The organism is Streptomyces sp. NPDC048197 (assembly GCF_043202395.1).
Taxonomy (GTDB): Bacteria; Actinomycetota; Actinomycetes; order Streptomycetales; family Streptomycetaceae; genus Streptomyces; species Streptomyces siderophoricus.
In genome coordinates this window covers 325,374-339,838 of sequence record NZ_JBIDAJ010000002.1, presented here as the reverse complement: position 1 = coordinate 339,838, position 14,465 = coordinate 325,374, and the positions used below count along the sequence as shown (strand labels likewise).

14 protein-coding genes and 1 pseudogene are annotated in these 14,465 nt (G+C 74.6%); 9 read left to right on the top strand and 6 right to left on the bottom strand.

Translation table 11 applies throughout. The features are described from left to right. Window positions 1-85 precede the first annotated feature (85 nt). Window positions 86-1,168: an ABC transporter permease gene (locus tag ACGF4C_RS04590; protein ID WP_393563454.1), complete on the top strand. Its 1,083-nt coding sequence runs from the start codon at window positions 86-88 to the stop codon at window positions 1,166-1,168. Then, window positions 1,165-1,851: an ABC transporter ATP-binding protein gene (locus ACGF4C_RS04585; protein ID WP_393563204.1), complete on the top strand. Its 687-nt coding sequence runs from the start codon at window positions 1,165-1,167 to the stop codon at window positions 1,849-1,851. The genes ACGF4C_RS04590 and ACGF4C_RS04585 overlap by 4 nt, the downstream gene beginning before the upstream one ends. 30 nt (window positions 1,852-1,881) lie before the next feature. On the opposite strand, the gene ACGF4C_RS04580 is transcribed toward ACGF4C_RS04585, so the two are convergent. Together ACGF4C_RS04580 and ACGF4C_RS04575 are read right to left on the bottom strand one after the other, a co-directional pair. Next, window positions 1,882-2,379: a hypothetical protein gene (locus tag ACGF4C_RS04580; protein ID WP_030803677.1), complete on the bottom strand. Its 498-nt coding sequence runs from the start codon at window positions 2,377-2,379 to the stop codon at window positions 1,882-1,884. A 136-nt stretch (window positions 2,380-2,515) separates the two neighbouring features. Beyond that, entirely contained in the window at window positions 2,516-3,340 is an 825-nt protein-coding gene (locus tag ACGF4C_RS04575; RefSeq protein ID WP_393563203.1) for a dihydrofolate reductase family protein, read from the bottom strand. Window positions 3,341-3,407: 67 nt separating this feature from the next. Between ACGF4C_RS04575 and zapE the strand changes: the two genes are divergently transcribed. After that, the gene (zapE, locus tag ACGF4C_RS04570) at window positions 3,408-4,547 is read left to right on the top strand and encodes a cell division protein ZapE (RefSeq protein WP_393563202.1); all 1,140 of its coding nucleotides are present in this window, start codon (window positions 3,408-3,410) and stop codon (window positions 4,545-4,547) included. Between the two features lie 60 nt (window positions 4,548-4,607). Here the strand turns inward: zapE and ACGF4C_RS04565 are convergent, their stop codons facing one another. From ACGF4C_RS04565 to ACGF4C_RS04555, 3 genes are all read right to left on the bottom strand, one after another. Next, the gene (locus tag ACGF4C_RS04565) at window positions 4,608-4,793 is read right to left on the bottom strand and encodes a hypothetical protein (protein WP_393563200.1); all 186 of its coding nucleotides are present in this window, start codon (window positions 4,791-4,793) and stop codon (window positions 4,608-4,610) included. 125 nt (window positions 4,794-4,918) lie between these two features. Further along, a complete protein-coding gene (locus ACGF4C_RS04560; protein ID WP_393563198.1) occupies window positions 4,919-5,587 on the bottom strand; it encodes an ABC transporter in 669 nt (222 codons plus the stop codon). Beyond that, window positions 5,584-6,540 carry an ATP-binding cassette domain-containing protein gene (locus ACGF4C_RS04555; RefSeq protein ID WP_393563452.1) on the bottom strand — a complete coding sequence of 319 codons (957 nt, stop codon included), beginning with the start codon at window positions 6,538-6,540 and terminating at the stop codon, window positions 5,584-5,586. The genes ACGF4C_RS04560 and ACGF4C_RS04555 overlap by 4 nt, the downstream gene beginning before the upstream one ends. A gap of 387 nt (window positions 6,541-6,927) precedes the next feature. Here ACGF4C_RS04555 and ACGF4C_RS04550 point away from each other — a divergent pair, with 387 nt between their 5' ends. From ACGF4C_RS04550 to ACGF4C_RS04525, 6 genes and pseudogenes are all read left to right on the top strand, one after another. After that, window positions 6,928-7,680 (top strand): aminoacyl-tRNA hydrolase, encoded by a 753-nt coding sequence (locus tag ACGF4C_RS04550; protein WP_393563196.1) that lies wholly within the window; start codon window positions 6,928-6,930, stop codon window positions 7,678-7,680. 7 nt (window positions 7,681-7,687) lie between these two features. Beyond that, on the top strand, window positions 7,688-8,359 hold the full coding sequence (locus ACGF4C_RS04545) for a LysE family translocator (RefSeq protein WP_393563194.1): 672 nt from the start codon (window positions 7,688-7,690) through the stop codon (window positions 8,357-8,359). 145 nt (window positions 8,360-8,504) lie between these two features. After that, a pseudogene (locus ACGF4C_RS04540) lies at window positions 8,505-9,882 on the top strand (DUF692 family multinuclear iron-containing protein). Continuing rightward, entirely contained in the window at window positions 9,882-10,913 is a 1,032-nt protein-coding gene (locus ACGF4C_RS04535) for a TIGR04222 domain-containing membrane protein (protein WP_393563193.1), read from the top strand. Before ACGF4C_RS04540 ends, ACGF4C_RS04535 begins: the two are co-directional and overlap by 1 nt. A 136-nt stretch (window positions 10,914-11,049) precedes the next feature. Continuing rightward, on the top strand, window positions 11,050-11,868 hold the full coding sequence (locus tag ACGF4C_RS04530; protein ID WP_393563191.1) for a TIGR04222 domain-containing membrane protein: 819 nt from the start codon (window positions 11,050-11,052) through the stop codon (window positions 11,866-11,868). Window positions 11,869-11,952: 84 nt separating this feature from the next. Next, entirely contained in the window at window positions 11,953-13,638 is a 1,686-nt protein-coding gene (locus tag ACGF4C_RS04525) for an alpha/beta hydrolase (RefSeq protein ID WP_393563189.1), read from the top strand. A 64-nt stretch (window positions 13,639-13,702) separates the two neighbouring features. Here ACGF4C_RS04525 and hemQ read toward each other — a convergent pair whose 3' ends face one another. Further along, window positions 13,703-14,464, bottom strand: coding sequence for a hydrogen peroxide-dependent heme synthase (gene hemQ / locus ACGF4C_RS04520; RefSeq protein ID WP_030416221.1), 762 nt, complete (start codon window positions 14,462-14,464; stop codon window positions 13,703-13,705). Between the last annotated feature and the right edge of the window lies 1 nt (window position 14,465).

Sequence of the window (14,465 nt, the reverse complement as noted above, 5' to 3'; positions counted from 1 at the left end):
GCCGCGGCCCCCTCCGGCGGGCGACGGTGGGGTCGAGCCGCCGGGCAGTGGGTCCGGCGCCGGTACCCGGAGGATGGCCGAGCCCGTGTTCGTCGCCTGGAGAGATCTGAGATTCGCCAAGGGGCGGTTCGCCCTCATGGGCACCGTCGTGGTGCTGATCACCGTGCTGGTGGGTCTGCTGTCGGGCCTGACGGCGGGCCTGGGCCGGGAGAACACCTCGGCGATCACCGGGCTGCCCGCCGACCACCTGGTGTTCTCCGCGCCCCTGGAGGGCCGTACGGTCGCCTTCACCGACTCCCGGCTGACCGAACGGACCGTAAGGGAGTGGGCGCGGGTGCCCGGCGTACGGCGGGCCGAGCCGCTGGGGATCGCCACGACGAAGGCGGCGGCGGGCGACCGGGCGGCCGCGGTGTCGGCCTTCGGGGTGCGCCCCGGGTCGCCGCTGGCCCCGGCGCAGGGGCGGGCCGGGAACGGCAAGGTGGTGCTCTCGGAGAAGGCCGCGGCCTCGCTCGGGGTGCGGGCCGGCGGCTCGGTGTCGCTGGGCGGGCGCACCTTCCGGGTGGCGGCGGTGGCGGGTGCGGCCATGTACAGCCACACCCCGGTGGTCTGGACGTCGCTCGCCGACTGGCGGTCCCTGACGGGCGGCACCGGCGGCGGCTCCCCGGGCGCGACGGTGCTGGCGCTCGCCACCACGGGGACGCAGGGCCTCGCCGACGCCGACGGGCGGCTGGGCACGAAGACGGTGCCGCTCGACGACGCCCTGCAGGCCATCGGCTCGTACACCGCCGAGAACGGCTCGCTCCAGCTGATGCGCGGCTTCCTGTTCGCCATCTCCGCGCTGGTGATCGGCGCGTTCTTCACGGTGTGGACGATCCAGCGCAGCGGCGATGTCGCCGTGCTGAAGGCGCTGGGCGCCTCGACCCGCTATCTGCTGCGGGACGCGCTCGGGCAGGCCGTCGTCCTGCTGGTGATCGGGACCGGTCTGGGCACCGCCGTGGCGGCGGGGGTGGGTGCGGGCATCGGCGGCACGGTGCCGTTCGTGCTCGATCCGCCGACCGTGCTGGTCCCGGCCCTGATCATGATCGCGCTCGGCGCCGCCGGGGCCGCGCTGTCCATCCGCCGCATCACCTCCGTCGACCCGCTGACCGCCCTGGGAAGTGCCCGATGAGCCTCGAACTGACCGATGTGACCCTGACCTACCCCGACGGCGAGGACCGGCTGACCGCGCTGGACGCGGTCTCGCTGACCGTGCCCGCCGGCCGTCTGACCGCGGTGATCGGGCCGTCCGGGTCGGGGAAGTCCAGCCTGCTCGCGGTCGCCGCGACGCTGATCCGCCCGGACCGCGGGCGGGTGGTGATCGACGGTACGGACACCACGGGCCTCGGCCGCGCCGAGCTGACCGCGCTGCGCCGGACGGCCCTCGGCATGGTCTTCCAGCAGCCGAACCTGCTGCCGTCCCTGACCGCCGCCGAGCAGCTGGAGGTGATGGCCCACCTGGACGGCCGCTCGCCGCGCACGGCCCGGGCCAGGGCGCGGGAGCTGCTGGCGGCCGTCGGCCTGGAGGGGCTGGCCGGCCGGCGGCCGCACCAGCTGTCCGGCGGTCAGCGGCAGCGGGTCAACATCGCCCGGGCGCTGATGAACGACCCCGCGGTGCTGCTGGTGGACGAGCCGACCAGCGCGCTGGACCACGAGCGGGGCGCCGCGGTGCTGGAGTTGCTGGTCGACCTGACCCACCAGCGGGCGACGGCGACGGTGCTGGTCACCCATGACCACAGCCATCTGGACGTGGCGGACGAGATCGCGGAGGTGCACGACGGACGACTGCGCCCCCGGCCGGCCGCCCGGCTGTGACGGTGCCGGTGGCCGGCCCCGGGGGTGCGGTCAGCCCCCGGGCGTCCCCTGGGGCTGGTCGTCGGCGGCGTGCGAGAAGAGCTTGAGGACCGGGACGCCGACCTTGTGGCGGGCGCGGGAGGCCCAGTCGCGGTGGAAGAACTCCTCGACGAAGTGCGGGGCGGTCAGCACGATCACCTCGTCCGCCCCGGTCTCGTCCACGACGGAGCGCAGCAGGTCCAGCGGATGGTCCTCGACGACCTGTCCGACGGCCTGCGCACCGGCCTCGCGCAGTGCCTGCAGGGTGTGTGTCAGCCCGACCTCGGCGGGGGCCTCGGCCTGTGCCCCGCCCGGTTCGGCGCCCTCGCGCACGGCGTCGTCGAATTCCCCGAGGGCGACGTCGTCGATGGCCCGCAGCAGGACGTCCTGCTTGCCGCGGGGCTGCATGAGCACGACGAACGAGACCGGGTCGTCGCCGTGCAGGGTGGTCACGAACTCCACGTCGGCGGGCGTCAGAGGTTTCTCGATCATCAATACGCTCGTGAACACGACGGACGCCCTTCTTCTCCTCAGGCCGCATTGTGCGGAGCCCGACAGACACCATCCTGCCCCGTCGCCACGCGGGACCTGTTGGCTTTTAGTGTGCCCAAAGGAAGCTAAGCGGAACAGATAATTCCGCTGTTTGTCAGGACCGACGGTAGCGAGTGAACAGGAACCCGGCCTCCTCCAATACGGATGCCAGGGTGAACCGCTCGGGAACCTCGACGGCCGGCCCCTTCATGATCCTCGGCGCATCTCCGACCGTTACCACCGGAGCGAGCGAAAGACACATCTCGTCGAGCGCACCGGCCGCGGCGAACTGCCCCAGGAGCATCGGCCCGCCCTCGGTGAGCAGCCGGGTGTGACCGCGTTCGGCCAGGACACCGGCCACCCGGGACGGGTCGACGCCCAGGCCCTCGCCGGCGAACAGCACCTCCACACCGGCCGCCCGGGCCTTGGCCACCCGATCGGCGGGGGCGCCCGCGCCGGTCAGGACGACGGTCGGCGCCAGCGCCTCGGTGAACAGGGGCAGCCCGAAGTCCAGCCCGAGCCCGGCCGTGACCACCGCGATCGCGGGCGCCGGGGACTGCCCCGCGGCGGCCCGGCGGGCGGCGAACGCCTCCCGGGCGCGGGCCGGCCGGTACCCCTCCTGGCGCACCGTCTCCGCGCCCACCACCACGACGTCCGCGACCCCCCGCAGCACCCCGAAGATCCGCATGTCGGCGTCGCTGGAGAGCGGCTGCGAATGCCCGTCGTGATGGGCCGCGCCGTCCATGGAGGACACCATGTTGGCGCGCAGCCAGCCGGGGCGTCCCGCGCGCGCCGGGTCGTCCGCCGCCGGGTAGGCGTAGGCGTCGGCCAGCTCGTCCAGCGTCCACTCGCGGTCGTCGGCACCGGGCGCCGCGGGCGCGGCGGCCGTCCCGTCGGCGGCGGGTACGGGCGGGGCGGGGAGGGGGAACAGGCGTCGCATGGCGGCAGTGTGACATGCCTCGCCGGACGGTCCGGCACCTCGGACGAAGGAGATAGGCTGGACGGCTGTGTCACCTTCCCAGCCCTCCGCGCCGCAGCCCGACCCGATAGCCGGAACGCCGGCCGACGGGGCCGACCCGGCCGACGCAGCCCCCGCCGCGCTCACCGCCCGCGCCCCGCACGTCCCGGCCGACCGCCTGGTCGCCGAGATGGTGCCGCCGCCGCGCTTCCAGGACGCCCGGTTCGACACGTACATCCCCGACCCGAAGCAGCCCAGTCAGGCCGAGGCGGTCCAGGTCCTGAGCGACTTCGCGGACTCCCTCGCCGCCGGGGCGGACACCGGCGGCAAGCGCCGCTGGTTCGCCAGGAGCCCCAAGAAGCCCGCCGTCCCCAAGGGCCCGCGCGGCGTCTATCTGGACGGCGGCTACGGCGTCGGCAAGACCCATCTGCTCGCCTCCCTGTGGCACGCGTCCCCGGCGCCCGCCGAACAGAAGGCGTTCGGCACCTTCGTCGAGCTGACGAACCTGGTGGGCGCGCTCGGCTTCCAGCAGACCGTCCGCACGCTCGGCGAGCACAAGCTGCTGTGCATCGACGAGTTCGAGCTGGACGACCCCGGCGACACGGTGCTGGTCTCCACGCTGCTCGGCAAGCTGGTCGAGGCCGGTGTGGCGCTGGCCGCCACCTCGAACACGCTGCCCGGCAAGCTCGGCGAGGGCCGGTTCGCCGCCGCCGACTTCCTGCGGGAAATCCAGGGCCTGAGCGCCCACTTCCGCCCGCTGCGGATCGACGGTGAGGACTACCGCCACCGCGGTCTGCCCGAGGCGCCCGCCCCGTTCGACGACGAGACGGTCACCCGTACCGCGTACCGCACGCCCGGAGCCTCGCTCGACGACTTCCCCTCCCTCCTGGACCACCTGTCGAAGGTGCACCCCAGCCGGTACGGCGCGATGTGCGACGGCATCGAGGCGGTCTGCCTGACCGACGTCCAGGCGGTGCCCGACCAGTCCACCGCGCTGCGCCTGGTCGTCCTCGCGGACCGGCTCTACGACCGCGAGGTGCCGGTGCTGGCCTCCGGCAAGCCCTTCGACGAGCTGTTCAGCGAGGAGATGCTGCGCGGCGGCTACCGCAAGAAGTACTTCCGGGCCATCTCCCGGCTGACGGCCCTGGCGCGCGACGCGAAGTCGCTGGTGAACGGCGGGGTGCGCTAGCGGACGTCCGCCGGGCGAGGTCCGCCGGGTGACGTCCGTCAGCCGTCCGGCTCGCCCAGGTCAGCCGGAGCACGCGGTCCGCTGGGCCTCCTGCCATTCGCACACCGGGCAGAGCACGATCCCCGGCCGGTCCACCGGGTACTCGGTGGGCCGGCCGCAGTACAGGCAGTCGGCGACCGAGGGTTCGGGGGCGGTGGCGGCTGGGGCTGGGCGAGGGGGCTCAGGGGTTGCGGGCGTGTGCGGCATGGGGCCGAGGGTACGCCCGCTGGTCCCGGGGTTGCCGTCCCGTTGGCACCCGTCCCGTTGGCACCCGTCCCGGGGTTCGCCGTTCCGAAGGCTCATGTCCCCCGCCCGGGCCCTCCTTCCGTGGTTCAGCTGCGACGGGATGCCAGGGCGCAGGCGGCGGCGGTGGCGGCGGCCGCGAGCAGGGCGGCCGCGGCGGCCGGGAGCCAGGGGACGGTGATCGTGCCGTGCAGGGAGCCGGTGACCAGGCCCGTCATGGCGGCGTTGGCGGGCGAGCCGCCCAGGACGAGCAGCAGCAGCGAGCCGAGCAGTCCGGCCGGGATGCCCCAGCCGGGGACGCGCAGCACCGGCCAGGTGCACAGCACGCCGATGGCCAGGCCCGTCAACAGGCAGGTCAGCACGGCGAACAGGCCGGCGCCGGTCGCGGGCAGGACGGGTACCGCGACCTGGTGGTCGGCGGAGTGCGGATCGGCCATCAGCACCACCAGGGCCGTACCGAGCAGCCCGAGCAGCAGCCCGGCACCGGCCGCGGTCAGCACACCGGCGAGGTGCGCCCGGCCGGGACCGGCGGCGGTCGCCGTGCAACTACGGGCGGCCGGCGGCTCGTTGGTGACGCACACCCGGGTCAGCCATACGGCGACCGGCAGCACACCGACCGCGGCGTAACCGAACGCGTCGAGGATCGGGCCGCCGCTCTGGATGCCGATGGCCAGGAACGCCGCGTAGAGGATGACCGGCGGCAGCCAGCGGTGCGAGCCGAGGAGCAGCGCCGCCTGATAGCGGAGGAGAGCGATCACGGGTGCGGGGCCTTGTCGGGATCGGGGGAAGGGGCGGGGGCGTACGGGGCTGCCGGACCTGGCGGTACGGCCGGGCCGGCGGCGGTGGTGACGGCGCGGATGTGCCACGGCGGACGGGCGGTGAGCAGGGCGCGCAGCAGCGCGTCGGAGTGCACGGCGGGGACCGTGAAGCGGAACGCGCCATCGGGGCCGGGAGTGATCTCCGGGCCGCCCGGTAGTCGCGGGGCGCCGGCGGTCGTACCCGGTGAGCCGGTCGGCGGGGCGGCGCCCGGTGGGCCCTCGGCCTCGATGGTCACCCGGGGGCCGGTCGCGGCGCCCGGATCCGCGGGCGTGCCGGGGCGCTCCTCCTGGGCCAGCAGCAGCCCGTCCGCGACCCGGTAGCGGGCGTCGGCCGCGCCGGCCAAACGCTGTGGGTCGTGGTCGACGAACACCACGGTGCCGCCGTCCGCGACCCGTTCGGCAACCGCGCGGTCGAGCACCTCACGGGCGCCGCGGTCCAGGCCGGTCCATGCCTCGTCCAGGACGAGGAGTTCGGGCTCGGCAAGCAGCGCCTGGGCGACCGCGACCTTCTGGCTGGTCCCCTTGGACAGCTCGGCCAGCCGGGTACGCGCGTGCCCGGCCGCGCCGAAGCGTTCCAGCCACTCGGCGGCGCGCCGGGCTGCTTCCGCGCCGGTCAGGCCGTGCACGCGGCCCAGGTGGGTGAGGTAGCCGGCGGACGTGAAGGGCATGGCGGCGGGGAAGCGTTCGGGGACGTAGGCGCGGCGCGGCCGGCCGGTGATGCGTCCGGTGCTGGGCCGGTCGATCCCGGCGAGCAGCCGCAGGAGGGTGGACTTCCCGGTGCCGTTGGTCCCCTCGATGCGCAGCAGCGCGCCTTCAGGCACCGCGAGGTGGACCTCGCGCAGCACCCAGGGGCCGCGTACCCCGTAGCGCCGCCCCACCCCGTCCAACCGCATCCGCTCCGGCACCCGCTGTCTCCCCGTGTCCCCGCACTGCCCGGCCCGGCGGCCCGATCGCCCGTACCGGCACGCCCGTCGGCGTGCGGCGTCGCTCTTCTGCGGGCGGTCCAACTGCCGTACGGCGTCGGTCCGTCCGCCGCTCTCGACGGTAGCGGGACCGCTCGCCGGGCGCGCGCTCAGGGACGCGGCCGACGACACGGCGCGGGCGGACGGGGCCGGGCGGCGGGTAGGCGAGGGCGGGCACACGCGGGCGAGTCCGGGCGGGCACACGCGGGCGGGTCTGCGCCCGGGGCAGGTGGGCTTGCGTCGGCAGGACGGGGCCGCGCGCGGGCCTGCGCGGGCGGTGGCGGGGGCGTTGTCAGTGGCGGCTGGCAGACTGATCGGGTGACCAGGACCGAGACCGCCGGGCAGTCCGGCAACGATTCCACCAGCCCGTTCCGGCCCGACGAGAGCGACCGGGACGCGGCTGTGCAGTTCGTGCTGCCGCTCGTCGTGCGACTGGAGCGGGCCGCCCCTCCGGCGCGTACGGACGCGCTGGAGACGGCCGCCCGGGCAGTGCTGGTGCTGCTGTCGGACGAGCGGTCGGCCGGGGACGGCGAGTGGGCGGCGGCGGTGCGGGACTGGCAGGACGCCCGGATCCGGAAGGTGGTGCGGCGGGCGCGCGGCGCGGAGTGGCGGCGCGCCGAGGCGCTGCCCGGGATCACGGTCACCGGAGGCAGCGCCGAGGTGCGGGTCTATCCCCCGGTGCCGCTGGACGGCTGGCCCAAGGAGCTGGTGAAGCTCCAGGTCTCCGGCACCGAGCTGGACGACCCCGAGCCGCCCGGGCCGCCCGCCGACGGCGCGCCGGTGCTGTGGCTGAACCCGGCGCTGGAGATGTCGGCGGGCAAGGAGATGGCGCAGGCCGGCCACGGCGCCCAGCTGGCGTGGTGGGAGCTGTCCGAGCAGGAGCGGGCGGCCTGGCGTGCGGCCGGCTTCCCGCTGGCCGTCCGGTCGGCGGATCCCGCGCGCTGGGAGGCGCTGACCCGCAGCGGGCTGCCCGTGGTCCGCGATGCCGGGTTCACGGAGATCGCACCGGGCTCCTGCACGGTCGTCGCGGACCACCCCGCGCTGCGCGGCGCGCTGCCGCAGGGGCGGTGAGGCGGCCGTGCTGACGTCCCTGCTCGGTTTCACCCTCGTGGCCGCGCTGCTGACCATTTCGCCCGGCCCCGACTTCGCGGTGGTCCTGCGGACCGCGCTCGGCTCGGGGCGGCGCGCCGCGCTGTGCAGCGCGCTGGGCGTAGCCGCCGGATGCTTCGTGTGGGGGCTGGCCGGTGCGGTCGGGCTGACCGCGATGCTCGCCGCGTCGAGGACGGCGTACGACGTCCTGCGGGTGGCCGGCGCGCTGTATCTGATGTGGCTGGGGATACAGGCGCTGCGCAGCGCCCGGCGCATACGGACCGCCGGGGCTCCGGAGGCCGAGGTGCCCGCCGCGGGGCGGGAAGCGTCCGGCGACGGCGGGGGCGCGCCGCCGGTGACTCCGCTGCGGGCGTTCCGGACGGGCCTGTTGACCAATGTCCTCAACCCCAAGGTCGGGGTGGTCTACATGTCGCTGCTGCCGCAGTTCATCCCGCACGGCGCGCCGGTGATCGCGACGACGCTGCTGCTGGTCGCCGTCCATGCCGCGCTGGGCGTGCTGTGGCTCGGCGGTGTCGCCTTCGCGGTGCACCGTGCCCGGGCCGTCTTCCAGCGGCCGCGCATACGGCGGCGGCTGGATCAGGCCACCGGTGGGGTGCTGCTGGCGCTCGGTGCCGCGGTGGGGTTCGAGACCGCGCGCTGACCGGCGGGGGCGGCCGGCGGACTGCCGTAGGGGGGCGGGGTCCCCGGCGGGAAGCTCAAATCAAGCTCTGAACTCGGCAGGTGCAGGATTCGGCCGGTCCTGACGTGGCCATGAGTACCCCGACCACGGAGCGGGAGGGGGAACCATGGAGCGTTGGGGAACGGACATCGAGCGCCTGGGGACGGGCATCGGCTGGCGGCCGGAAATCGCCGCGGAGATCGCCGGGCTGCCCGGTGTGGACTGGGTCGAGGTGGTGGCGGAGAACCTCTGCCCCGGCCATCTCCCGGACGCCCTGCGGGAGTTGCGCGAGCGCGGGACGACCGTCGTCCCGCACGGCGTCTCGCTCGGGCTCGGCGGCGCCGACCGTCCGGACGCCGGCCGGCTGGCCGCCCTCGCCGAGCGTGCCGAGGTGCTGGGCGCCCCGCTGGTCACCGAGCACATCGCGTTCGTCCGGGCCGGCGGGCCGCTGACCGCCTCACCGCTGATGGAGGCCGGGCATCTGCTGCCGGTCCCGCGCACCCGCGACGCGCTGGACGTGCTCTGTGAGAACGTCCGCATCGCCCAGGACGCGCTGCCGGTGCCGCTGGCGCTGGAGAACATCGCGGCCCTGGTCAACTGGCCGGGCGAGGAGCTGACCGAGGGGCAGTTCCTCGCCGAGCTCGTCGCGCGGACGGGGGTGCGGTTGCTCATCGACGTCGCCAACCTCCACACCAACCACGTCAACCGCGGTGAGGACCCGGCGGTGGCGCTGGACGAGCTGCCGGTCGAGGCGATCGCCTACGTCCATGTGGCGGGCGGCGTGGAGCGGGACGGGGTCTGGCACGACAGCCACGCCCATCCGGTGACCCGGCCGGTGCTGGACGTGCTCGCCGAGCTGTGTGCCCGGATCACCCCGCCCGGTGTGCTGCTGGAGCGCGATGACGACTTCCCCGAGGCCGGCGAGCTGGCCGGGGAACTCGACGCGATCCGCACCGTCCTGAAGGAGGCCCGCCATGTCCAGGCGGCTTGAGCCCGTACGGGAGCCGGACGCCGGCTCCCGCCCCGCCGTGGCCCCCACCGCCTCGGCCCCCGCCGTCCCCACCACCGGCACCGACGCGGCGCGGCAGCGGCTGGCGCTGGCGCAGACCGCGCTGCTCTCCGCGCTGGTCGCCGGCACCCCGGCGCCCGAAGGATTCGACCGCACCCGGCTGGGCGTGCAGAGCCGGGCGCTGACCGCCAAGCGGTCCGGGGTGGTCGCCAAGGTCGCACCCGAACTGCCCGAGATCCTCGGCGACGACTACGGTCCGGCGTTCGCCGGCTATGCCCGCAACCGTCCGATGCGCGGCGGCTACCGCCAGGACGCACTGGACTTCGCGGCGCACCTGCTGGCCCAGGGCCGTCCCGCGGACCCCGCTGCCCGGCAGCGGCTGACCCGCTGGTGGCGGGACCGTGCGGGCCCCACCCCGCCGTCCGCCGGTTCCGCGGCCCGGCTCGCCCGCGCCGTCCACGCCGTCCGTCAGGCACTGAAGGGAAGGTGGCGGTGATGTCGTTCACGCAAGGGGTGTACGTGGGCCTCGGTGCCTCTTCGCTGGTGCTGCTGCTCGGCACGGTCCTGGTGCGGCGCGGCACTCCGTCCGTCCGCAGGGGCGAGGCGCAGGCCCGCAACGTGTGGGAGACGGCGTTCCTGGCCGGCGGTCCCGGGCGGGTGGTGGACGCGGCGCTCGCCGGGATGTGCGAGGACGGCCGGCTGGCGGTGGGCGGCCCGGGCGTGGTGACCGTCCGTCAGGCCACCGCACAGCACGCGGTCGAGACCGCCGTCCTGGACGCGGTCGCCCGGACGCCCGGCGGGGCGCTGGCCGCGGTGCGTGCCGAGGCCATGCGCAGCCGCGCGGTCCAGGACGTCGGCGACCGGCTGGCGGCCCGCGGACTGATGCGTCATCCGCGGCGGGGACGCGGCTGGCGCCAGCTGGCGAGCACCCAAATAGCGGCCACCATCGTGCTGTTCGCCCTCGGGGTGCTGCTCTCGGTCGCGGACGCCGGCAACGACGACGGCCTCGGCGAGGGGTTCGACCCGCCGGCGGTGATCACGATCATGCCGGCGCTGATCGCGGGTCTGATCGTGGCCGCGCTGTGCCGGACGGTCTTCCGGAACCGCGTCACCAAGGCGGGTGCCCGCGCGCTGCGCTCCGCGCAGGCCGCCCACTCCCGGGGCGGCGCGGGCGGCGCCTGGCAGGCCGCCGGGCTGGTGGTGGCGCTCGGCGGTACGGCGCTGATCGCGGACGAGCTGCTGCGGCAGCAGTTCGAGGAGGCCCGGCGGACCGCCGCACTGGCCACCGCCGGCGGCTCGTCGTCGTCCGGCAGCGCGGCGTCCGGCTACGACTCCGGTGGCGACGTGGGCGGCGACAGCTCCTTCTGGTGCGGCTCGTCCGACGGCGGCTCCGGTTCGGGCTGCGGCAGCGGCGGTTCGTCCTGTGGCTCCGGTTCGTCGTGCGGCGGCGGTTCGAGCTGCGGGGGCGGTTCCTCGTGCGGCGGTGGCTCGTCGTGCGGCGGGGGTTCCGGCTGCGGCAGCAGCTGAGTGGCGACTTTCCGGCCGAAGGTGTCCGGTTTGCGAGCCGCACCGGCCCTGATCAGGGAAGGAAGGGAAGTGATGTGATCCACATAAGGGGAAAATTAATGGCCATTGTCATGGACCTTCCCGTAGAAAATGGTCCATGTGGCTTCTCTTCCTCCTCGTCGCCGCGGTCGCGGCGGTGTTCTCCTGTGCGCGGGTGTGCCGGGCCGCGGTCGCCGCGGCCCGGACCGCCCGCCCGGACCGCCCGCCGGTCTCCGCTCCGGTCCCGGACCCGGCCGGTGACGACGGGCACGCGCCCGGACTGACCCTCTACGAGATGGCCTACCTCTCCGGCGGGCCGCAGCGGCTCGCCGATGTGGTCCTGGTGCTGATGGCCCAGAAGCGGCGGCTGCTGCTCGCCCACACCGGCTGGGCCACCGTCGTCGAGCCGGTCGCACAGGACCCGGTCGAGCAGGCGACGCTCAGCGCGATAGGCCCGGACGGACAGCGCCCGATACCCGCGGTGCGGGAGGCCCTGGTGGCCGACGAGGCGGTACGGGCGGTGGCCGACAAGCTGGTGGCCGACGGGCTGGCGCTGCCGGCCGCGGCCCGCCCCGGCATCCGCAGCGGGGTCCGCCAGGTGTGGGCCGCCGCCCTCCTGGTCGTACTGGCCGCCGCCGCGGCCTCCTGCATGGCGCCGCCCGGCGCGGACACCGCGCTGCTCCTGGGGTGGTTTTCGCTGCCGCTGGTGCTCTGCCTCGGGACCCTGGCCGTGGCCCGCTTCGAGCTCCACCCGTACCGGGACTGGGCCACCGACGCGGGCGAACAGCGCCTTCCCGGGAAGGCCGACCCGCCCGGCTCGCGGCTCCCCTCCGCCCCTCTTGCCCCCCTCACCTCCCTCATCTCACTCGCCCTGAACGGCCCCAGCGCCCTCACCGATCCCGCCCTTCGCGCCGCGCTCCACTCTTCCGGGGCATAGCGTCCGACACCGGTGCCCGGTGCTTTACATCGCCAATCAGCGCCCCAACTATCCCTTTTGTATGCACACACGAAGGGACGGCCAGTGAGAGCACTTGCGTTGTACGGCACCATCGGGTCGCTGATCGTGACCGCCCTCGCCACCGCCCCGGCGGGCGGCACCACGCAGGCGGCCGGGGCGCCACCCGCGCCCGTCGCGCACCGCATCGACTTCGGCCGGTGCGCGCCGGTGGAACATCTGCCGTCGTCCGTCGAGTGCGGCAAGCTCACCGTCCCCCTCGACTACGCGCGTCCCGACGGCAAGAAGATCCAGCTCACGGTCAGCCGGGCGCGCGCCACCGAGCACCGCGAGCGGCAGGGCTCGCTGGTGTTCAACCCGGGCGGCCCCGGCGCCTCCAGCCTGGAGTTCCCGTTCTACGGCACGCTGCCCAAATGGAGCAGGCTGGCCCGGGCCTACGACTTCGTCGGCTACGCGCCGCGCGGGGTGGGCCGTTCGGCGCCGCTGTCCTGCCAGGACCCCGAGGAGTTCGCCAAGGCGCCCACCGACAGCCGGAGGTACCCCGACGCGGCGTTCAAGCGGAAGAAGAGGGACCAGGCCAGGGCGTACGCCCGGGGCTGCGCCCGGCGGGCCGGCGCGGACCTGCCGTTCTACAACTCGGTCAACAACGCCCGGGACCTGGACATGCTGCGGGCCGCCCTCGGTGAGAAGAAGCTGACCTTCATCGGTGCCTCGTACGGGACGTACTTCGGCGCGGTCTACGCGACGCTCTACCCCGGCCATGTGCGGCGGATGATCTTCGACAGCGTGGTCAACCCGGATCCCCGGCAGATCTGGTACCGCAACAACCTCGATCAGGACATCGCCTTCGAGCGCCGCTGGGGCGACTGGCTGCGCTGGGTCGCCAAGCACGACGACCACTACCACCTCGGCACGACCAAGAAGGCCGTGCAGCAGGCGTACGACACGGCCTCCGGGAAGCTGCGCCGCCATCCCCTCAACGGCAAGCTCGGCGCCGGCGAGCTGCAGTCCGCCTTCCTCAAGACCGGCTACAACGACGGTTTCTGGCCGCTGCGCGCCGAGGCCCTCGCGAGCTATCTGCACGGCGACCCCAAACCGCTGATCGCCCAGGCCCTGCCCCACGGGACCGGCGCCAAGGACGCGGAGAACGCCAATGCGGTCTACACGGCCGTGGAGTGCAACGACGCGCCCTGGCCGCGGTCCTGGCGGACCTGGGACCGGGACAACACCGACGTCGCCGAGATCGCGCCGTTCGAGACCTGGGACAACGCCTGGATGAACCTGCCGTGCGCGTACTGGCCGGACCGGACGCAGTCCGCGGCGGCCGGGGTCGCGGCGGCGGCCCGCCGGGTGGAGCAGGGGTCGGGCCAGGAGCTGGCGGACGCCGCCGGCCATGCGGCCGCCACCGAGCTGGACGGTGCACTGCACGGCCGGCATTTCCCGCTCGACGTCCACACCGAGCCCGGTGCGCTGCCGCCGGTGCTGCTGCTGGCGGCCGAGCGGGACGCGGCGACGCCGTACCGGGGCGCACTGGAGCTGCAGCGCCGGCTGCCCGGCTCGTCGCTGGTCACCGAGAACGGCGCGGGCACGCACGGCATCGGCTTCGGCGAGAACGACTGCGTGAACCGCTACGCCGAGGCGTATCTGCTGCACGGGAAGATCCCGGCGCACAAGGTGTACTGCGCGCCGCGCGCGGAGCCGGTGCCGGGCCAGCAGACCGCCCGGGCCCAGCACGCGCGCCCGGGGAAGTAAGCGGGAACGACCGACGAGCGGGCCGCCCCGGGTCAGGGGCGGCCCGCTCGTCCGTGCCGGGAGGTCAGGCCAGCCCGGCGACCAGTTCGGCGACCGCCTTGCGACGGCCGGTGTAGAACGGGACCTCCTCGCGGACGTGCATCCGCGCCTCGGAGCCGCGCAGGTGACGCATCAGGTCGACGATGCGGTAGAGCTCGTCGGCCTCGAAGGCGAGCACCCACTCGTAGTCACCGAGCGAGAACGACGGCACGGTGTTGGCGCGGACGTCCGGGAAGCCGCGGGCCATCTTGCCGTGGTCGGCGAGCATCCGGCGGCGGTCCTCGTCGGGGAGGAGGTACCACTCGTAGGAGCGCACGAAGGGGTAGACGCTCACGTAGGCGCGGGGCCGCTCGTCGGCCAGGAAGGCCGGGATGTGCGCCTTGTTGAACTCGGCGGGGCGGTGCAGCGCCATGTTGGACCACACCGGGTCGAGCGCGCGGCCGAGACGGGTGCGGCGGAAGAGGTTGTAGGCGTCCTGGAGGGCGTCCGAGCTCTCCGAGTGCCACCAGATCATGACGTCGGCGTCGGCGCGCAGGCCGGAGACGTCGTAGGTGCCGCGGACCACCACGTCCTTGGCTGCGAGCTGCGCGAACAGCTCCTCGACCTCGTCGGCGTAGCCGGTGCGGTCCTCGGGGAGGACGTCGCGCAGCTTGAACACCGACCAGAGGGTGTAGCGGATGACCTCGTTGAGGTCCTTGGCCTTCTTGCCGGCGTTCGGTGCCTTCTCGGGCGCCGCAGGGGTCTGCGGTGCGGAAGCGGGGGTGGAAGCGTCTGTCATGTCGTCCATT

Excerpts from the sequence above, each read along its gene's own strand:
- ACGF4C_RS04585 (WP_393563204.1), top strand. The coding sequence starts at position 1,165 with ATGAGCCTCGAACTGACCGATGTGACCCTGACCTACCCCGACGGCGAG.
- ACGF4C_RS04575 (WP_393563203.1), bottom strand. The coding sequence starts at position 3,340 with ATGCGACGCCTGTTCCCCCTCCCCGCCCCGCCCGTACCCGCCGCCGAC.
- ACGF4C_RS04565 (WP_393563200.1), bottom strand. The coding sequence starts at position 4,793 with ATGCCGCACACGCCCGCAACCCCTGAGCCCCCTCGCCCAGCCCCAGCC.
- ACGF4C_RS04555 (WP_393563452.1), bottom strand. The coding sequence starts at position 6,540 with ATGCGGTTGGACGGGGTGGGGCGGCGCTACGGGGTACGCGGCCCCTGG.
- ACGF4C_RS04535 (WP_393563193.1), top strand. The coding sequence starts at position 9,882 with ATGTCGTTCACGCAAGGGGTGTACGTGGGCCTCGGTGCCTCTTCGCTG.
- ACGF4C_RS04530 (WP_393563191.1), top strand. The coding sequence starts at position 11,050 with ATGTGGCTTCTCTTCCTCCTCGTCGCCGCGGTCGCGGCGGTGTTCTCC.
- hemQ (WP_030416221.1), bottom strand. The coding sequence starts at position 14,464 with ATGGACGACATGACAGACGCTTCCACCCCCGCTTCCGCACCGCAGACC.